Below are 19,145 nucleotides of genomic sequence, written 5' to 3'. Positions count from 1 at the left end.
CTGATTATTAGATTTTTAAAAAAAATATTCAGGTTGATGAATACTTATATACTTTACTCATTTCCTGTATTTCTTTTTTACCTTTGATTTCAGTTTTCTTATAAATATTTGATAAATGAGTCGATAATGTTTTTTCAGAGATATTCAATCTTTGACTTATTTCTGGATATTTCAAATTCGGGTTCTCTAAAAGTATCATTAAAACTTCAGCTTCTCTTACTGAAAGTTTTTCAAATGGTATACTCTTTTTAATTTCCTTCTTACGAATAGGGTATAGAAAATAATCTATGGAAACAATAAAGAATCCCAAAGTATAAAAAGTTTGAACTATAAATTGATTTCCAGATGAAGCAAGAATTGTAAATACAAATAATACAATACTTATAAATCCAACAGCACCATTAATTGAATGGACTTTTGAAAAAATTTCCTTATTTGATTTAAACTTTAAATATTGATTTTTTAGAATTGATATAATGTTTACTAATAATATGATTAAAACGATCGATAAGAAGATATATCTAGAAATATTTATTGATTTAGTGAGAGTAAGTGGAATAATAAAAGAACAAATAAAAATGAAAAAAATAATTGCTCCTAGCATAAATAAATCGACTCTTCTGACCAATGTAACTTCATATTCTCTTATTAAATAAAAGACAAAATAAATCGCAGATGCCAATCCTGATGTATAAGAAATAATATACTGTGTAATTAAATCAAGTGGAGAATTTTTATCCGGAAATAATTCTTCAACAATATTGTAAATTAGACCTGCTATTAACAACAGAAGAAATCTAATATAATATGCTTTATCTTTCTGATTTAACTTAATAAGTAAATTAGTTGCAGCTATAACTATAAGAATCAGAAGTATTAAAACATAGATAATTGTGCTTAGATGAACCCCAAAAACAAACATAATTTTAAATTTGTTTTAAAAATTAATACAACATTCTTCACACCAAAGTTTATAGAGTTGGGGATAAGAATATCAGTAAAAGCCTGACATAATATATCAACGGCCTTTTCTCTATCCCGATAAGTAGCTTTTTTCATACATTTTGTTTTTCCCAAAAATATGAATAATTATATAGAATTGTAGTTTTATTTGTTGGTATTCAGTTGATTGTGTTGTTTTTTTTAGACTTGTGTAACTGAAATAAATTATATTTTAATATTGTTTTGTGGTATTTATTTCTGCATTTTACAGGATGTCCTAAACTGGATGCTTTACTTTATTCTTAAAATAAAAATTATTTCTCTGAGATTCTCTTAACAACATCTTTCACTGCAGCCGCAATTTTATACTTCTTCATCAGTTTGGCTGGTGTTGTTGTATCGTTTACTGCTGGCTTAGCAATGTAGGCATGGCGATGAAAATATCATTGTTTCCTAATCTGCCTATTTTTGTCCACCAAGACACCCATAATATAGTAAGATATTTTATATCAATCTTGTCAGAAACTTGTAAGGATTAAGTTTTGCATAGGCATCAGTATCATATTTTTTACAAGGAATCACGATGCTAAAATGTTTTTTCTCACGATTTTTACTTTTTACAATATCAATATGTTTAAAGGTAAGTGGTAGTTTATTCTTTTCTTTGTTGGTAAAGTCTTTTTTCATAAATATTCTGCTATTTCTTTTTCTAATAAATAATTACAAAGGATTGACATTCCCAAAAACTGGCCTACAGAATTGACTTCTAAAAAATAGTATTGACTATCACTCTTAATGAAATCAAGAGAACCGGAATTGAGGTCTAAAGACTGCATGAGTTGATGTATTTTTTGCTCAATATTTTTCGGAAGATTATAAGGTACTTTTCTGTTGGGTTTTTCATCATTATATTTCCTGAAATCAACCTTAGTTTGGTCATCATTTTGTGAAAAAATAGCAATAGACCAAACTTTGCCATTTAGATAGAAACTTCTTATTTCAAAATCTTTTTCAATTTTCTCTTGAAAGAAAGTGATAAAAAAATTTTCATTTTCATTTTGTTTGATAACCGTTGTATACATCATACCACTGGAATCTTTGAGTATGCCTTCCATTCTTGGATTTCCACCAATGGTTTTGATGATTGTTTTTTTTAAAATGACATCATTTGTGTTGTCAGCTAGAAAATAAGGAGGAATATCTAGTCCTGCCTTTTGAGCCTCCTCAAGTACAATAAGCTTGTTGATATCACTATTGCTCTGCTTATTGATATGTTTTTTTGACTCTAAAACCTTTATTACATAATCTTCCAACCAATGCTGATATTCATTCATATTAAGATGAATTGCTTCATTTTTATAATGCAGACGATTAAACTTCAAGCCTCCTCTTCTATACCATACACTGGTAATTTCATCAATAAAAAAACAATTTCTAGGGCTTTCTATATAAATCCGTTTTTCATTGATCTTAATATCAAAAATTTCATCTTCATGTACCCGTATGAAGCTTTTCCCTAATTTTAGCAGCCATTTAATAACTTCTGTAGTGGTTATTTCGTTATTTTGAGAAATGATAAGTATCAATTTTTATTTTTTATTTTTTTGAAAAAATCTTTTGTGATCAATTGAGCGTGTTTTAAACTTGGTAGTCCTATCCTTTTACGATTACGGTTTACGTTTGCAGAATCTTTTATATTTTCATATCCTTGATAAACAGCATAAGTGTAAGGTATTTTATTATGTAAATTATTTCGATCTATCATCGCAGCATAATCACGAGGTGGACAGTCACCAGACTTTACATACTCTAATATTTTGGTTTTAAAATATTGGTGATATTCTTCGTAATCGGCCATATGAAGTAACAGCGGCCCTGATGGCATAAAAAAGTCCCCTTTCCATAAACCTATTTTTTGCATACTTGGAAATCCATAATTATCAAACATCCATTTTAGAAGTTCAGCATTCTTTTTATCATTTTTAGTAATGTCCTGATAATTTGTCTCAATACGGCTACTTTGATCACGTTTAAATGCAACAGCAAAAGAATCTATGAGTTTTTGATTAAGGCTTTTTCTCCATTCTTCAACTTTAAATTCTATTTCCAGTTTGCCTATTCCGTATTTGTGATATAGTTGTATGAAACTTGTGTCTTTTTGTTTATACTTCCAATTAGGGGCAATTAATAGAATAAGTTTATAAAGACTTTTCTTTCCACCGAAATTTTTATGATGTTGATCTGAAAATCTTATGTAATTTTCATATTCATTTATTCGTTCCTGGTTTTTGGGAGAATATTGTCTGAATATCTTTTTGTATTGTTTAATAGCATATACAGTATCTTTTTTTAAACGATATATACTGTCAATATCATAGATTTTATTATAATAATTTATATAATTTAAATTTCTATTCTTACAAGCTGTATGAATAAAAAGCAAAACCAATAAAACATATGATCTACAGTTCCAAATATTTTTTTTCATAGACATTGTAAAAAAGTGTAATTGATTAGGTTATTCATGTAAATGCTTGAAGAATGTTATAGAAATTGATAATAATAGATAGAGGATTTTAACCCTCTATCTGTTGATTAACCTTAATTAGCACCAGTATCTATTTGTAAAGTATTGATACGAACTCCATCTTTCCATGTCTCTTTATCATAACAGGTAGAACCACAATCTGTTTCTACGTATTTGTAATCATCTCCACCTAAAATAGATTTTAAATCTTTTCTTTGTAATTTTTTGTTTTCTGTTGAAGAGAAGTTGCTCTTCATTCCAATTAACTTTTTCATGTTTGTAATTTTTGTGTTGTTGAAAATTATTGATGTCAGATAAACCCTGACTTTAGGGTGAAATATTCTGTTCATTTATCATGCACTGTACACATGCAGTTTAAATGTGGAGAATGTATTTCGTCAACGTTGATGGGATAAAACTATAAATATTCAGTTCACTTTACTGGGATAAAATGTGTAAATGATTTGTATTTTGCTTTATGCACAAATGCAAGTTTTCCTCTTGATGATGGCTGATGTTTGGTGAAATATTTGAAATTTGAAAAACTATAAAGTAAATCCTCATCAACCAAAGAAAATTCCCGACTTTAATAAGATGTTGTATGGGAATATTTTCTATTGTACAATATGGGAAAATATATAATATTGGATTGCAAATCAGATTGAAATTAATGGGTGTTAATCAAAATTTGTATGCTTTCAAATGTTGTTGTTTGTATTAAAATCTTATTTTTTACTCCATAAAAGAGCGTAATATCCTGTGAATTTTGATTAGAAAACTATGATTTTAAAAAAATCAAGATCAAGACCAACGAATTTGGACAATAGGAATGAAGCTTTTCAACCTGAAGTTAAAAAGCTTTTATTATTTATTTAAAAATTGCTGGTTACTCAGAGAATACTCCCTGAAAAAAAGATTCTAAAGCGGTATGTTCATCCAGGCCGAACTTCTTTTTAAGGCGGTATTTGGTCATTCTTACACTTTTGGGTTCTACGCTGAGGAGATTGGCAATCTGTTTCGTATCCATCCCCAGATAAATATAGGCGCAGTATTTCAAATCCAGGGCGGTCAATTTTTGTTTGGCTCTTTCATTGATATTTTTAAAAAAATCCGGATGCAGTTCCTGAATGGTGAATCTTATCTTTTCAAAATCATTATCCACACGGTTTTCTCCCTTTACCACCTGTTGAATATTAATATCAGTATCAGAAAGCTGGGTCTGAAGCTGTTGCAGAACTTCATTCTTATGCTGAATATGCAGCTGGCTTGCCAATACCTCACTTTGAAGTTTTTGCTGTTGAAGCGTAAGAAGTTCCTGCTCAGCCTTTAATCTGGCCTGTTCTTCCTTTTGAAGCTTAATCTGCATTTCTGCTTCATGTTTTTCCGTATCAAGTGTATTTTCTCTTTCTATAGAATACCGCAGTTTAAAATGATAAGAACGGAACATGAAAAAAGCACCCATCAGTCCAATGATTCCCAACCCAATGTATAGCAGTTTTTCTTTTTTCAGACTGGCTGTTTTTTCGGTAAGAGACCTAAGTTCAGATTCTTTTTTTTGAGATTGATATTGGGCTTCCAGTCTTTTGGCAGTTTCAGCCTGACCTTCATCAAAGAGAAGGTTACTGTATTTTGTTACTCTTGATTCGTATTGATAGGCTTTCTGATAATTTTTTTGCTTTGCGTACAATTGAGCAAGACCTTCTACAACATTGATCATCACATGGTAATACACCGGTTTTTGAGTAAGAAGAATCTGTTCAGCTTTCAGAAGATATTGTTCTGATAAAGCATCATTCTGATCCCTTGATGCAAGATTGCTCAATACTCCAAGTGCTCCTGCCTGAATGCCCTGATTAAGGGTTGTATGCTGAGTAAGAGCCAATATTTCGTTGGCATTATTCTGAATTTCCGAACGGATTTCCGGAGTCATGACAGGATAATTCAGATAATAATTGATAAGGTTCAGTAATGCCATAGCCTGTACATGAGCCGAAACATGTCCCGGAAACTGATGATACAGGGCTGCTGCCTTTTTACGCATTTCTATGACAGGTTTCAGATCTTTTAAATCTCCCGTTTTTTCATATCGAAAAGAATAACATACGGCCAAAGCAGAGTAGGCTGAACTCAACAGGTTTTTATTTCCTGATTTTTCAGCAAGCTCAATGGATTTTTTGGCGTATTTGGAAGCATTTTCAGCATCATTCCATTCTGTATAGACTCCATAGAGAAGATAATTAAGCTTTGCATTCAGCATGGTCTCTGAAGGCTGTTTTTCAACCAGTGGAAGAGCTTTCTGAATGAGTTTTATGGTGTTTTCAGGTTCGCCAAGGGTATTGTTGTAATAGATATTCAGATAATGGGCATATAATGCTGCTGTTTTATTATTACTCTTTTGAACAATTATATTCGCTGCATCTATGATAGGAGGAACCTTATCATACTGAGACTGATTGAGCTTAATAATTCCTTTTTGGGTAAGCGCTTTTACTTCTTCAGCATAGTTTTGTTCCTTTTTAGCCAGTTCAAGCTGTTGCTGAACATATTTTTCGGCTGTCTCATATTGATCACTGACTCTGTAATATTCTGTAAGCTCATTGTAAATTTTGAACTTTTCTGCAGTTGAAATATGGTCTTCCCTCAATTGAATTTTAAGACCATCAATAAATGTATTCTGTGCGGGATATAAGGTGCAGATAAAAAGTATACAATATAAAAGTGAGTACTTTAATTTCATAGGGTGAAAGTACAAAAATTGTAGACACCTGTCAATTTCCGAATTAAAAAATCAGAAATAATGATTGTTTTTATTTTGTTGATAATCAATATTTTATTTGTTTTTGTAGACGTTTTGTAGTCGTCTTCCATTTAAGTTGAAGATGTTTTGTAGTTGCAGAAATAACTGTGGGGACATTTTTCTGCTGCAATTTTGGGTCGGAAAAAATCAAAGAATATTAATTAAAAATTTTACCGCTATGAACAACAAAACCTTATCTATTGTCTCTTACATTACGCTTTTCGGATGGCTGATTTCCTTCATCATCGGAAAAGAAAAATCGAGCAGCTTTCTAAAGTATCATCTGAAGCAGTCGTTGGGACTGATTATTTTTTCAATTGTATTGTTCATCATTCTTAATATCCTGTTGATGGTGACCAAAATTGGAATTCTTGGGATCTTTGGATGTATTCCTTTAGTATTGATGATTATCGGAATCATTAATGCAGCCAATGATGTTGAAAAACCTTTACCACTGATTGGGAAAATGATTGAAGATAAATTTTCATTTATCGGATAATATTTGAGATTTCTATATCTGGGGTTATAATACTTTTACGATGGATCAACAAGAGATATTTCATGAATAATAAAACAGTTTATCATAAAATGATGGAAATAGGATAGCTATAATCATGAATTTGACCAGCCCTTTTAAAAATATAATGAGCTGATTTGACAGGATAAAGGTAATTTTACCGCCCATTTTAAAAAAGAAAAGAAGTATGGATTTTGAAATTTTGAAACAGCAGATTGAAGACGCTGCTAAGAAAGCTTTTTTAGAAGTGTATGAAAAGCATGGTGCAGAGGAGATTTATAGTTTCGCACTGTATAGTGATGAGGGAGCAATGACGGTATGTCCTGCTGCCAATACAATGAAAGCAATAGAAAATGCAGATGAAGAAGATGCTCTTTATTATAAATATGAACCAGCAGAATGGACCTATGAAATGGAAGGAGCCGATAAAGAATTTGGTGAAATCTGTACTCAGTTGAGAGAGGAACTTACTAAACATGATGATGACGATCAATGGTTTGATAGTTTTCAGAATAAGTTATATTTCACCTGCATTGAAGTACTGGAAAAACTTAAAAATGAAAACTTTTTCACAAAAATAACTGACAAAGATATTTTCCTGACTTTCACGGTTTCAGATTATGAGTTTGAGGAAAAAGACCTGAAAGATCTTATTATTAGGCTTAATGATAATGAATACAAAAGTGAATATCTGAACTGGATGGCTACCTGGGGCAATTAAAAGTATGACGAATTAAAAAAACACTTTAAATATATACATATGAAGCCCGATAAAATAATTGTCTCAGAAGCCTCTTATCAACTGCAATCTCTATAACTGCTTTTTATAGTAACTAGATCTTTAACCAAAATATAAATAACAATTACATTAATTATGAACAACTATCAATTTTATAAACAAGAAGGAAACCAATATATTTTTAAAAATCAGCCGGTATTTATAACGGTGCTTTGTATTATTTTTCTAATTATTGCAGGACTTATTTTTAACAGTGCAAGAACTGTCAGTTATGTCATTATTGCTGTGGTAGCCCTTATTATGATTAATTTCTTTACCAAGAAATTCATTATTGATATGGATCAAATGACTATTACAGGCAAGCATACGATTTTTGTTCCTGCAAGAACATATCCTTTAGAAAACTTCAGGAATTTCCATGTACTGGCTACAAAATATCTGGGTTTTATCACAACTAATGTGGTGTTGTCCATTTATTTTGAAGTTGATGGTAAAGAAAAACACCTTACGATTGGACAGGCTCTTACCCAAAAAGGGATACAGAAAATGGTGAATGAGACAGAGGATATTATGAACATTAATAATCCTGAAAATGGACATCAGAGACCGTTATAAGTTTGAAGAAAACGGAAGTGAAATAAGCTTTATGCCCAATTATAATTTCCTGCGCATCTTAATAGTGTGGCTGGTATTGGGAGTGATAGCACTTCCTGTGATTATCTACTATTTTATGGGTAAGATGTCCGGTGACTCATTTAAAATTGCAATGGGATTATGGAGTATTTATATGATCTATTTCCTGTTTGATCTTTTCTTCAGAATTCCTGTGAAATATATTTTTGATAAATCTGAGAAGTGTATCTACAGAAAGCTTTTACTCTCTAAAAAACTGATGAATTTTGATGAAATGACCTATTTTGTCAATGATGAAAGAGGTGGATATTACTATTCCATCGTTAAAAAGAGAAATCAGTTTGTGAAAAACTACAGAATCAGTAATTATTTTTCTGGTTCGAAAGCCTCACAGAGAAGAGAAGATGAATATATAGAAAAAATCTTATGTCCTGTTTTAATCACTGTTGGAATTCCTCTGAATCAGCAATCGGAACAATAATAATGAAGGGTAAAAACTAATACAATGAAAAATGGAAGTATAACCATTTTCTTCCTCTGGAGAGATGTTAAAAACTCAAAGTACTTTTTACAGGGTGGTTAATCTTCAAAATAAAAATCCGGCGGTTTCGAAGAAACCGCCGGATTTTATCTATATAGAATAGCTTAGATTAAGCTAAAATTCTCTTTACAGCTTCTTTTACTGCAGTAGAATCAATTTTATACTTCTTCATCAGTTCAGCAGGAGTTGCAGACTCTCCGAAAGTATCGTTTACTGCTACAAATTCCTGTCTTGTAGGTCTTTTTCTTGCAAGCATCCCTGCAACAGATTCTCCTAAACCACCAAGGTAGTTGTGCTCTTCAGCAGTTACAATTTTACCTGTTTTTTCAACAGATTTTAAAATGATCTCTTCATCAAGAGGCTTGATAGTGTGGATATTGATTACCTCACAAGAAATACCTTCCTTCTCAAGCTCATCAGCAGCCACAAGAGATTCCCATACAAGGTGTCCTGTTGCAACAATGGTTACATCAGTTCCTTCCTGAAGTAAAATTCCTTTTCCGATTTCGAAAGGCATATCCTCAGGGATAAATACAGGAACTACAGGTCTTCCGAATCTTAAATATACAGGACCTTCAAAATCTGCAATGGCTAATGTAGCTGCTTTTGTCTGGTTGTAATCACAAGTATTGATCACTGTCATTCCAGGAAGCATTTTCATCATCCCAATATCTTCAAGAACCTGGTGAGTTGCTCCGTCTTCTCCTAAAGTAAGACCTGCGTGAGATGCACAGATTTTTACATTCTTGTTAGAATAAGCGATAGACTGACGAATCTGGTCATATACTCTTGAAGTAGAGAAGTTAGCAAAAGTTCCGGTGAAAGGTATTTTTCCTGTGATACTAAGACCAGCAGCAATTCCCATCATGTTCGCTTCTGCAATCCCAATCTGAAAGAATCTTTCAGGAGCCTTCTCAATGAATTTTTCCATCTTCAAAGAACCGATAAGGTCTGCACAAAGTGCTACTACATTAGGATTTTTGTCAGCTAGTTCCGCTAATCCTGCTCCGAATCCTGAACGAGTGTCCTTTTTTTCTGTATATGTATATTTCATTTTTACTAAAGTTTTTGATCATTGATAGATGATAGCAGATTAACAATATTTTAAAGTTCTACGGGCATCATTTATCAATAATAATTTATCATTTATAATTAATAATCAGCTGGAGCTTCTAGGTACAATTGCTTGAATGCTGTGTCTAGCTGCTCATCATTAGGAGCTTTACCATGCCAAGCATGAGATCCCATCATATAATCAACTCCGTACCCCATTTCTGTATGAAGAAGGATAGCTACAGGTTTTCCTTTTCCAGTTTCTGTTTTTGCTTTCTCAAGGATTGCAATCACAGCTTCAAGATCATTCCCGTTCTTTTCTTCCAAAACAATCCATCCGAATGCCTCCAATTTAGCATGAAGATTTCCTAAGCTTAATACATCATCTGTATCTCCGTCAATCTGACGTCCGTTGTAATCAATAGTAGAAATGATATTATCTACTTTTTTAGCAGCAGCATACATCAATGCTTCCCAGATCTGACCTTCCTGAAGCTCACCATCTCCGTGAAGAGAGTAAACAAGAGATGGATCACCATCTAGTTTTTTACCGTCAGCTACACCTAATGCTACAGAAAGTCCTTGCCCAAGAGAACCGGAAGCAATTCTGATTCCTGGTAGTCCTTCATGAGTAGTAGGGTGTCCCTGTAATCTTGAATCTAATTTTCTGAAAGTTTTAAGTTCTTCTACAGGGAAGAAACCAAATCTTGCTAAAGTAGAGTAGAATACCGGAGAAATGTGTCCGTTTGATAGATAAAAATGATCTTCATTTTTGCCTTCCATGGTGAAAGGAAGTTTATAGTTCATTACCTTTCCATAAAGTGCTGTAAAGAACTCTGTACAACCTAAGCTCCCACCTGGGTGTCCTGAATTTACAGCGTGAACCATTCTTAAAATGTCTCTTCTGATCTGCGTAGTAAGAGTTTTTAACTCTTCGATACTTTTACTCATTATATCTGATTTATTTGCATGCGAATTTACAATTTTTTACCGGCTTATGGAAATGCAAAAATCCGGATTATGAAAACCCGGATTTCGACTGAATTGAATATTTTTCTGCCTTTAACAGCCTTCATTGAGGTAAACGGAGATTTCGGTAACGATATTGTTAACAAATTTAAAGCTTAATAAGGTTCCTGCCTGGCTGTCTTCAATATTGAAATAACCGGAATCTTTAATTGTTTTATCATTTTTATCCCAATCCGGACGTACGCTGAAGTTGGGATAATTTCTGTAGGCATTGATAAGATCATCTCGGGTACTTCCAACTCCGATTCCGCTTTTGGTTTTAAATTTTTTACTGGTGGTCGTCATGTAAGTAATAGAGGGAACACTCGGATTGGCTTCATTGATGTAGTTGTCAAAAAGATCAATCTGGATGGTTTCGCCATTATAATTTACCCTGTTTTTTTTCTCTCCACCTGAGTTCGTAAGTTTTGTTCCCGCAATTTTTTCGGCTTCAACCTTGGGCATAAAGACTTTAAACGGCCCGATTCTTAATGTGGATACTTCAAAATTTTCCTGAGCATTCATAAAATTGAATGTTAATAGAAGTACGAAAATTGTAATAACTTTTTTCATTGTTTTTTAAATTTTGTTTTTTTTATTCTGTTAAATTTTGCATTTGGTTAATATCGTCCGGATCAAAGATAATTAAAATAGAAAAGTCTATAAAATCAGTTATTTTAATGAAGGAAAAAAAATGAAAAATATTTATTGAGGAGAATGCTTTGTAATAGCTGGATTGTTGATTTTTCGTAAGCAAACATTGATTTTTTTTGAATTTTCATATGTGATAATTAGATTAATTTAACTAATTTTATAATTCAAATAATCTTGAATTATAAACCTTTAACTAATTATTCTTTGGTTTTTGGTCTGAATGTTTGAGTTAATAAAAATTACATACCATTATATTATATATGAAAATTAAACAATTATTTTATTTGGGGATATTTGTGATATCCATTTCCTCAGGGAAAGCCCAGGACTTTTTTACAGTAATCAGTGAAAGATCCATCAAAGCAGATCCTAAAAACAGAACAGTACAGCCGGAAAAGTCATTGACTTATACACTGGATGTAGCGGGAATGAAAAGTTATTTTAATTCAGTTCCTGAACTAAAAGACAGTGACCGTAAAGACAATGCTCCAATCATTGTATTGCCAATGCCTGACGGTACGAAAGCAAAATTCAGAATCTGGAAATCTTCAGTGATGTCTCCCGGATTAGCCAGCCAGTTTCCTCAGATTGTCACTTTTACCGGACAGGGAATTGATGACAAATATGCAACCCTAAAACTTGATTTTACAGAACTTGGATTCCATGCTCAGATCAAATCTGTAGTAGAAGGAGATACTTATATTGATCCTTATGCAAAATTAGATATCAACAATTATATCATTTACAAGAAAAGTGATTTGATTGATAAAAACCCAAGATCATGCGGAGTAAAGGATGAAGATGATACTCCGCTAGGAAAAAAAAACGCTCAAAAAACCACAGCTCCAAGCGTAGGAACTCAAATTAGAGTTTTCAGGTTTGCAGTTGCATGTACTGGAGAATATGCGGTAGCGGCAACGGGTACAGCTACTCCTACAGTGGCACAAACCCTTTCAGCCATTGTAACTTCTGTAAACAGAGTGAATGGAGTATATGAGCAGGAAGTTGCTTCAAGGCTCGTATTAGTGGATAGTGAAGCCAATGTAGTCTTTACAAATGCAACGACAGATCCATTTAACGGAAATAATAACGCCAGTACATTAATCAATGAAAGCCAGACTCAGATCGATTTACTGATAGGAAATGCCAATTATGATATCGGACATACCTTCAGTACCGGAGGTGGCGGATTAGCCGGATTAGGGGTAATCTGTAACAACTCCAATAAAGGAAGAGGAATTACCGGTTCACCTAACCCCGTAGGAGATCCTTATGATATTGATTATGTGGCGCATGAAGTAGGGCATCAGTTTGGAGGCCCACATACTTTTAATGCAACTACCGGAAGCTGTGGCGGAGGAAACCGCAGTGCAGCCAATGCTGTAGAACCTGGAAGCGGAATTACCATCATGGCTTATGCAGGAATTTGTGGAAGCACAAATAATTTAGCTCCTAACAGTATTCCTACTTTCCATACCAAATCCTACCAGTCTATCACAACGAAAGTTCAGTCAACAACATGCCAGGTTACCCTTCCAACCAATAATTTCGCTCCTACTGTAAATGCAGGAGGTGATTATACCATCCCTAAGAGTACTCCGTTCAGGTTAGAAGGATCTGCTTCAGATATAGATAACAATCCACTTACTTACAGCTGGGAACAAAATGATGTAGGCCCGGCAAGTGACTGGAATGCACCTACAGGAAATGCTGCTATATTCAGATCATATGTGCCGGTAACTGTTCCTTACAGATATTTTCCGAAACTTACCGATGTAATTAACGGTACGGTTTCCAAAGGAGAAGTCAGACCGGCTTATGCAAGAACGATGGAGTTCAGATTGACTGTAAGAGATAATAATGCAGGTTGTGCAGGAGTAGCCAACGATGATGCTATTATTACTGTTGATGGAAATTCCGGACCGTTTAACGTAACCGCACCTACAACAGCGGTAAGCTGGGCTGGTAATTCTACCCAAACGATAACATGGGATGTGGCCAATACAACTGCTTTCCCTGTGAATGCGGCTACTGTAAATATTTACCTTTCAACAGATGGAGGTCTTACTTATCCTACACTGATCCTGGGGTCTACTCCGAACGACGGTTCTGAAACCATTACCCTTCCTAACGTAAGTACTACACAGGCTAGAATTATGGTTGCTGCAGAGACTAATGTTTTCTACAATATTAATCCTATCAACTTTACCATTACCCAGACATTGGGTGTGAGTGAAACGGCTGCAAACAAAGATGTATTTGTAGTATACCCTAATCCAAGCAAAGGACTTCTGAATATTAAATTTACCAACTCAAACGAAGTATATGATATGACCGTATATGACGTAAGCGGAAAATTAGTATTCACACAGACTAACAACAAATTGAATCATGATAAAACAGGTACTTTTGACTTGTCTCACCTGGTTACAGGAGATTATCTGATTAAAGTTAAATCTAAGAATACAGAGAAAACCATCAAATGGGTTAAAGAATAATTACTTCGCTCCATTAATTACAATAAAAATGCTGTCTTCATCTTGAGGACAGCATTTTTTTATTGTAATAATTCGAAAATCTCAATATTCAATGGGTAATTTGGTTTTTTCTATCGGTTCTCAGGAAATAAAAGTTTAAACAATTTTAATAATTATTATGGATTAATAGATGATTATTTTTCGAATGTAAATATTTGATTTATTTTATGTTGGTTATGATGGTTGTTTGATGTAAAATACTGTTTTTCATTGTGTTGTGGTTTTTATTTTTATATTTGAAACTCTTAAAAAACATCATTGTATGAAAATTAAACAACTATTTTATTTAGGGATATTCATTTTATCAATTTCTCTAGGAAAAGCTCAGGATTTCTTTACTGAAATCAGTGAACGAACAATTAAAGCTGAATCTAAAAGCAGAACAGTACAGCCTGAAAAATCTCTTACTTATAAGTTGGATGTGAGTGGTTTGAAGAACTATTTTGCCTCAGTTCCGGAGCTGAGAGATAATGAACGTAAAGATAATGCCCCAATTATTGTTTTACCAATGTCTGATGGAACGAAAGCTAAATTCAGAATCTGGAAATCCTCAGTAATGGCTCCGGAGTTAGCCGGTAAGTTTCCCCAAATTATTACTTTGACAGGGCAGGGTGTAGATGATCAATATGCTACCATAAAACTCGATTTTACAGAGTTAGGATTCCACGCTCAAATAAAATCAATAGTATCGGGAGATACTTATATTGATCCTTATGCAAAACAGGATATCAATAATTATATCATTTACAAAAAAGATGATTTAATTGATAAAAAGCAAAGAGGCTGTGGATCAAAAGATGAGAATTTTAAATCAGGAAAAAAAAATGCTCAAAAAACCGTAGCTCCAAGCATAGGAAGTCAAATTAGTATTTTTCGGTTAGCGGTTGCATGCACACATCAGTATGCATCGGCAGCAACAGGATCAGGATCAGCTTCACCTACCGTAGCCCAAACTTTGTCTGCTATTGTAACTACTGTAAATAGGGTAAATGGAGTATATGAACAAGAGGTTGCTGTAAGATTGATCCTCATTCCTACTGAAAACAATATTATATTTGTGAGTGATACTAATGACCCTTTCACAGGAAATGATGATGGAAGTGTATTAATTAATGAAAGTCAAACGGTCATTGACTCAATAATTGGAACAGCTAATTATGACATAGGACATACCTTTAGTACCGGAGGTGGTGGATTAGCTGATTCAGGTATATGTGATTCTTCATACAAAGGAAAAGGAATTACCGGTTCTTCTAATCCTGTAGGAGATCCTTACGATATTGATTATGTAGCTCATGAAATGGGACACCAGTTTAGTGCTCAACATACCTTTAATGCAACTACCGGAAGCTGTGGAGGAAACCGAAGCGCAGATGATGCTGTAGAACCGGGAAGTGGAATTACCATCATGGCTTACGCTGGTATTTGTGAAAGTATCAATAATTTAGACGCTCACAGTATTCCTATTTTTCATACGAATTCATTTCAAACAATTACTTCAGAAGTTGAATCTCTCCCATGTCAGGTAACAACAGCAGTGGCTAATACAGCACCTACTGTAAATGCAGGAAATGACTATACAATCCCAAAGGGAACACCATTTAAGTTAACAGGTTCTGCAACTGATACTGAAAATAATCCACTTACTTATTGCTGGGAACAGAATGATGCAGGGCCAGCGGGTGACTGGAATGTACCTACAGGAAATGCGGCTATATTCAGATCATTTATGCCTGTAGCTGTTCCTTACAGATATTTTCCGAAACTTACAGATGTAATCAATGGTACGGTTTCCAAAGGAGAAGTTAGGCCGGCTTATGCAAGAACGATGGAGTTCAGGCTGACTGTAAGAGATAATAATGCAGGTTGCGCAGGAGTAGCCAACGATGATGCTATCATTACTGTTGATGGAAATTCCGGACCTTTTAATGTAACTGCACCTACAACAGCGGTAACCTGGGTAGCTAATTCTAATCAAACAATAACCTGGAATGTGGCCAATACAACAGCTTCCCCTGTGAATGCAGCTACTGTAAATATTTACCTATCAACAGATGGAGGCCTTACTTACCCTATACTGATCCTGGGGTCTACTCCGAACGACGGTTCTGAAACCATTACCCTTCCTAACGTAAGTACTACACAGGCTAGAATTATGGTTGCAGCAGAGACTAATGTTTTTTACAATATTAATCCTATCAACTTTACCATTACCCAGACATTGGGTGTGAGTGAAACGGCTGCAAACAAAGATGTATTCGTAGTATATCCTAATCCAAGCAAAGGACTTCTGAATATTAAATTTACCAACTCAAACGAAGTATATGATATGACCGTATATGACGTAAGCGGAAAATTAGTATTCACACAAACTAACAACAAACTGAATCATGATAAAACAGGTACTTTTGACTTGTCTCACCTGGTTACAGGAGATTATCTGATTAAAGTTAAATTTAAGAATACAGAGAAAACCATCAAGTGGGTTAAAGAATAATTACTTCCCTCCATTGATTAAAATAAAAAGGCTGTCTTCATCTTGAGGACAGCATTTTTTATGAGATTAAACAACCCTTAAATGTTGTTTGTTTTTTACCAGCCACAAACCAATGAAGGTGAGTAATCCGTTCAGAACAATCAGCTCTACACCGATTTTATAATCTGTATAAGTGGTAACAGCCAGATTGATGAAATAGGTAAGTACAGGTGCTAAAAGAGTAACGGTAAGAATTGAATATTTTCTGGAAATCTGAAACTTCGTGAAAATTCCAAAGGCGAAAAGACCTAAAAGTGGTCCGTAAGTATATCCTGCAATTTCCATGATCAGATAAACGATAGATTTGTCATTCAACGCTTTGAAGACCATAATCAGGATAAAGAAAACTACCGTGAAAATCAAATGTACTTTCATACGAAGACGTTTCTTTTCTTTTTCAGTTTTGGTTTTATCTTCATTAAGGTTGAGTAAATCTACACAATACGAACTCGTTACAGCAGTTAAGGCTCCATCCGCAGACGGGAATAATGCTGAAATTAATCCAATGATGAAAATAACGGAAATAGCCATCGGGAAATATCCCTGAAGTGATAAAGCCGGGAAAAGGTCGTCTCCCATTACATTTTTAATATTTCCTGCTGCATCTTTGAATCCGAAAATATTCGTTACTGTTTCAGCTTTTATCGTTCCATATTCAGCACCGTGCTGCAATGCAAAAAGGTATAATAATCCACCCAGGAACAAGAATGCAAGGTTCACAATAAGAAGTGTTCCTGCAAAGGTCAGCATATTTTTCTTTGAATTTTTAAGATTATCTACAGAGATATTTTTCTGCATCATTTCCTGATCCAGCCCAGTCATGGCAATCGTAATAAAGATTCCTCCCAGAATGGTTTTCAGGAAAAAGGTTTTGGAATTGGGATCAAAATTAATGAAGTGAGTATAGTTTTTCTGTTCCAGAATGGTATAGGCTTCACCAAATGATAAATTCAGGTTGGATAAAATAAAAACAATGCAGGCCACAAGACTGATAATCATAAAAGAAGTCTGCAGGGTATCGGTAATGACAATCGTTTTTACTCCGCCTTCAAAAGTATATAGAAGTACCATCAGCAAAAGAACAAGTGAAGTTACCCAGAACGGAACTCCTAATCCTTCAAGTAAGAATATCTGTAAAACGTTTACTACCAGATATAACCTTGCCGTAGCACCAATTGCCCTTGAAATAATAAAAAATATAGAACCAATTTTATGGGCTTCCACATTGAATCTTTTTCCCAGGTAGGTATAGATTGAAGTCAGATTCATCTTATAATAAAGAGGAAGCAGTATTGCGGCAACGATAAAATATCCGATGAAAAACCCGATCACCATCATATAGTATTCAAAGCCTCCGTAAATATATTCGGAACCGGTCATCTTCCCCACAGTTCCCGGAACTGAAATAAAAGTAACCCCGCTTAAGCTGGTTCCTATCATGCCGAATGCTACGAGCCACCATTTACTCTTTTTGTTACCAATAAAAAATGACTGGTTATCAGAATTCCGGCTGGTAAAATAAGAAATTACCAAAAGGCCGATAAAATAGACGAAAACAAATAACAAAAGGATAGTTCCTGGATTCATTCTTGATTTTTAAATTTTAGCAAATATATAAAAAAGATCAGTCGGGAATCATGAATTTGAAATACTGTTATTTTCAAAGCAAATTCCGGTTATTGAATATTTTTAAATCAAAATAAAAACCCTTCCAGAAATCTCTCTGAAAGGGTTGTATTGTAAGGGTGGAAACAGTGACTAATTTACTAAAACATCCTGAAGTTCCTCACTTTTCTGGAAACTTGCCTTAGCGAAAGGACAGAGAGGAATGATCTTCTTCTCGTTTTTTCTGGCAAAATCCACTGCAGCCAGAAGCATTTCCTTGCCTACTCCTTTTCCGTTGTAAGCTTCTTCCACCTCGGTGTGGTCTATAATAAATCTTTCTTCTCCGGCCCAGGTATACGTCATCATTCCTGCGCGACTTCCATCTATGAAAGCTTCAAAACTTCCGTGTTTTTCGTCGTTGTTTTGTTTTACTTCGATCATGTTATGAGAATTTAGTTAGTATTTCTATATCGTTGGTTAATATTTTATGAACAGGGCATGCATCTGCGATGGTGTGCAGTCTTTTTCGCTGCTCATCATCCAGAATACCTTCAAAGCTGATGTCTCTTTTGAAAACTGCTCTTTTTGTTAAGGGGAAATTTTCAAGCTCTACTTCTACATTGATGTTTTCTACCTCCCATTCTTTTCTTTCAATATACATTCTCAATGTAGCTGCTGTACAGCTTGCCAGTGATGTTGCCAGAATTTCCATGGGATTAAGACCTTTGTTCTGTCCGCCTTTATCAATCGGTTCATCCGTAATGATCTTATTTTCACCGGCAGTGACTTCTGTATAATATTTTGTTTTTCCTAAACTTGCTTTTACCGTTACCGCCATTATTTTTCTGTATTGAATTTATAACTTAATGCACCTGATGGGCATAGATCTATCTGATTTTTAAGTTCTTCAGGACTTGCGTTTTCTGCTTTTATCCAAGGTCTTTCTTTAGGATTATAGACTTTTGGAAGTGTTTTTACACATATGGCAGAGTGGATACATTTTTGAGGCTGCCAGATGACAGTAATGTTTCCGTTAGGATATTCGTGTGTTTCCAT

The 19,145-nt window shown here is 34.1% G+C and carries 19 protein-coding genes; 6 read left to right on the top strand and 13 right to left on the bottom strand.

The window, feature by feature from the left end:
* Positions 1–28 precede the first annotated feature (28 nt).
* The 6 genes from JOE44_RS12395 to JOE44_RS12370 form a co-directional block, all read right to left on the bottom strand.
* Entirely contained in the window at positions 29–922 is an 894-nt protein-coding gene (locus JOE44_RS12395) for a helix-turn-helix transcriptional regulator (RefSeq protein ID WP_209785831.1), read from the bottom strand.
* A 524-nt stretch (positions 923–1,446) separates the two neighbouring features.
* Entirely contained in the window at positions 1,447–1,629 is a 183-nt protein-coding gene (locus JOE44_RS12390; RefSeq protein WP_209785830.1) for a hypothetical protein, read from the bottom strand.
* On the bottom strand, positions 1,626–2,528 hold the full coding sequence (gene gwsG, locus JOE44_RS12385; RefSeq protein ID WP_209785829.1) for a grasp-with-spasm system ATP-grasp peptide maturase: 903 nt from the start codon (positions 2,526–2,528) through the stop codon (positions 1,626–1,628). Before gwsG ends, JOE44_RS12390 begins: the two co-directional genes overlap by 4 nt.
* Positions 2,525–3,430 carry a hypothetical protein gene (locus tag JOE44_RS12380; protein WP_209785828.1) on the bottom strand — a complete coding sequence of 302 codons (906 nt, stop codon included), beginning with the start codon at positions 3,428–3,430 and terminating at the stop codon, positions 2,525–2,527. Before JOE44_RS12380 ends, gwsG begins: the two co-directional genes overlap by 4 nt.
* A gap of 113 nt (positions 3,431–3,543) precedes the next feature.
* Positions 3,544–3,744, bottom strand: coding sequence for a TIGR04139 family peptide modification target (locus JOE44_RS12375; RefSeq protein ID WP_209785827.1), 201 nt, complete (start codon positions 3,742–3,744; stop codon positions 3,544–3,546).
* A 611-nt stretch (positions 3,745–4,355) separates the two neighbouring features.
* Positions 4,356–6,206: a hypothetical protein gene (locus JOE44_RS12370; protein WP_209785826.1), complete on the bottom strand. Its 1,851-nt coding sequence runs from the start codon at positions 6,204–6,206 to the stop codon at positions 4,356–4,358.
* Between the two features lie 238 nt (positions 6,207–6,444).
* Here JOE44_RS12370 and JOE44_RS12365 point away from each other — a divergent pair, with 238 nt between their 5' ends.
* The 4 genes from JOE44_RS12365 (at position 6,445) to JOE44_RS12350 (ending at position 8,636) form a co-directional block, all read left to right on the top strand.
* Positions 6,445–6,765, top strand: a complete 321-nt coding sequence (locus tag JOE44_RS12365; RefSeq protein WP_209785825.1) for a DUF4870 domain-containing protein — start codon at positions 6,445–6,447, stop codon at positions 6,763–6,765.
* A 205-nt stretch (positions 6,766–6,970) separates the two neighbouring features.
* Positions 6,971–7,504: a DUF4303 domain-containing protein gene (locus JOE44_RS12360; protein WP_209785824.1), complete on the top strand. Its 534-nt coding sequence runs from the start codon at positions 6,971–6,973 to the stop codon at positions 7,502–7,504.
* Positions 7,505–7,657: 153 nt separating this feature from the next.
* A complete protein-coding gene (locus JOE44_RS12355) occupies positions 7,658–8,137 on the top strand; it encodes a hypothetical protein (protein ID WP_209785823.1) in 480 nt (159 codons plus the stop codon).
* Positions 8,115–8,636 (top strand): hypothetical protein, encoded by a 522-nt coding sequence (locus tag JOE44_RS12350; protein ID WP_245169772.1) that lies wholly within the window; start codon positions 8,115–8,117, stop codon positions 8,634–8,636. Before JOE44_RS12355 ends, JOE44_RS12350 begins: the two co-directional genes overlap by 23 nt.
* Positions 8,637–8,805: 169 nt before the next feature.
* Here JOE44_RS12350 and JOE44_RS12345 read toward each other — a convergent pair whose 3' ends face one another.
* The 3 genes from JOE44_RS12345 to JOE44_RS12335 all read right to left on the bottom strand — a co-directional run bounded on the left by JOE44_RS12345 (position 8,806) and on the right by JOE44_RS12335 (position 11,330).
* Positions 8,806–9,750, bottom strand: a complete 945-nt coding sequence (locus tag JOE44_RS12345) for a transketolase family protein (protein ID WP_105684517.1) — start codon at positions 9,748–9,750, stop codon at positions 8,806–8,808.
* Positions 9,751–9,848: 98 nt separating this feature from the next.
* Positions 9,849–10,733, bottom strand: a complete 885-nt coding sequence (locus tag JOE44_RS12340) for a transketolase (RefSeq protein ID WP_309513422.1) — start codon at positions 10,731–10,733, stop codon at positions 9,849–9,851.
* A 78-nt stretch (positions 10,734–10,811) separates the two neighbouring features.
* Complete coding sequence (locus JOE44_RS12335) at positions 10,812–11,330, bottom strand: hypothetical protein (RefSeq protein ID WP_209785821.1); 519 nt, start codon at positions 11,328–11,330, stop codon at positions 10,812–10,814.
* Between the two features lie 341 nt (positions 11,331–11,671).
* Between JOE44_RS12335 and JOE44_RS12330 the strand changes: the two genes are divergently transcribed.
* Both JOE44_RS12330 and JOE44_RS12325 read left to right on the top strand, forming a co-directional pair.
* Positions 11,672–13,909, top strand: coding sequence for a reprolysin-like metallopeptidase (locus tag JOE44_RS12330; protein WP_209785820.1), 2,238 nt, complete (start codon positions 11,672–11,674; stop codon positions 13,907–13,909).
* 301 nt (positions 13,910–14,210) lie between these two features.
* On the top strand, positions 14,211–16,445 hold the full coding sequence (locus JOE44_RS12325; protein WP_209785819.1) for a reprolysin-like metallopeptidase: 2,235 nt from the start codon (positions 14,211–14,213) through the stop codon (positions 16,443–16,445).
* Between the two features lie 66 nt (positions 16,446–16,511).
* Here the strand turns inward: JOE44_RS12325 and JOE44_RS12320 are convergent, their stop codons facing one another.
* The 4 genes from JOE44_RS12320 to JOE44_RS12305 form a co-directional block, all read right to left on the bottom strand.
* On the bottom strand, positions 16,512–18,071 hold the full coding sequence (locus JOE44_RS12320; protein WP_209785818.1) for a sodium:solute symporter: 1,560 nt from the start codon (positions 18,069–18,071) through the stop codon (positions 16,512–16,514).
* A gap of 171 nt (positions 18,072–18,242) precedes the next feature.
* Positions 18,243–18,530: a GNAT family N-acetyltransferase gene (locus tag JOE44_RS12315; RefSeq protein WP_209785817.1), complete on the bottom strand. Its 288-nt coding sequence runs from the start codon at positions 18,528–18,530 to the stop codon at positions 18,243–18,245.
* Between the two features lies 1 nt (position 18,531).
* Positions 18,532–18,927, bottom strand: a complete 396-nt coding sequence (locus JOE44_RS12310) for an OsmC family protein (RefSeq protein WP_209785816.1) — start codon at positions 18,925–18,927, stop codon at positions 18,532–18,534.
* Positions 18,927–19,145, bottom strand: coding sequence for a (4Fe-4S)-binding protein (locus tag JOE44_RS12305; protein ID WP_209785815.1), 219 nt, complete (start codon positions 19,143–19,145; stop codon positions 18,927–18,929). Before JOE44_RS12305 ends, JOE44_RS12310 begins: the two co-directional genes overlap by 1 nt.

Source organism: Chryseobacterium sp. PvR013, assembly GCF_017833095.1.
GTDB classification, from domain to species: Bacteria; Bacteroidota; Bacteroidia; order Flavobacteriales; family Weeksellaceae; genus Chryseobacterium; species Chryseobacterium culicis_A.
Note: the sequence above shows the minus strand (reverse complement) of the source record. Positions and strands in the feature narration are given on the sequence as shown.

Coding starts and splice junctions, on each gene's coding strand:
- JOE44_RS12330 (WP_209785820.1), top strand. CDS start 11,672: ATGAAAATTAAACAATTATTTTATTTGGGGATATTTGTGATATCCATT.
- JOE44_RS12395 (WP_209785831.1), bottom strand. CDS start 922: ATGTTTGTTTTTGGGGTTCATCTAAGCACAATTATCTATGTTTTAATA.
- JOE44_RS12380 (WP_209785828.1), bottom strand. CDS start 3,430: ATGAAAAAAAATATTTGGAACTGTAGATCATATGTTTTATTGGTTTTG.
- JOE44_RS12320 (WP_209785818.1), bottom strand. CDS start 18,071: ATGAATCCAGGAACTATCCTTTTGTTATTTGTTTTCGTCTATTTTATC.
- JOE44_RS12365 (WP_209785825.1), top strand. CDS start 6,445: ATGAACAACAAAACCTTATCTATTGTCTCTTACATTACGCTTTTCGGA.
- JOE44_RS12350 (WP_245169772.1), top strand. CDS start 8,115: ATGGACATCAGAGACCGTTATAAGTTTGAAGAAAACGGAAGTGAAATA.
- JOE44_RS12310 (WP_209785816.1), bottom strand. CDS start 18,927: ATGGCGGTAACGGTAAAAGCAAGTTTAGGAAAAACAAAATATTATACA.
- JOE44_RS12370 (WP_209785826.1), bottom strand. CDS start 6,206: ATGAAATTAAAGTACTCACTTTTATATTGTATACTTTTTATCTGCACC.
- JOE44_RS12345 (WP_105684517.1), bottom strand. CDS start 9,750: ATGAAATATACATATACAGAAAAAAAGGACACTCGTTCAGGATTCGGA.
- JOE44_RS12305 (WP_209785815.1), bottom strand. CDS start 19,145: ATGGAAACACACGAATATCCTAACGGAAACATTACTGTCATCTGGCAG.
- JOE44_RS12355 (WP_209785823.1), top strand. CDS start 7,658: ATGAACAACTATCAATTTTATAAACAAGAAGGAAACCAATATATTTTT.
- JOE44_RS12325 (WP_209785819.1), top strand. CDS start 14,211: ATGAAAATTAAACAACTATTTTATTTAGGGATATTCATTTTATCAATT.
- JOE44_RS12360 (WP_209785824.1), top strand. CDS start 6,971: ATGGATTTTGAAATTTTGAAACAGCAGATTGAAGACGCTGCTAAGAAA.
- JOE44_RS12335 (WP_209785821.1), bottom strand. CDS start 11,330: ATGAAAAAAGTTATTACAATTTTCGTACTTCTATTAACATTCAATTTT.
- JOE44_RS12375 (WP_209785827.1), bottom strand. CDS start 3,744: ATGAAAAAGTTAATTGGAATGAAGAGCAACTTCTCTTCAACAGAAAAC.
- JOE44_RS12390 (WP_209785830.1), bottom strand. CDS start 1,629: ATGAAAAAAGACTTTACCAACAAAGAAAAGAATAAACTACCACTTACC.
- JOE44_RS12315 (WP_209785817.1), bottom strand. CDS start 18,530: ATGATCGAAGTAAAACAAAACAACGACGAAAAACACGGAAGTTTTGAA.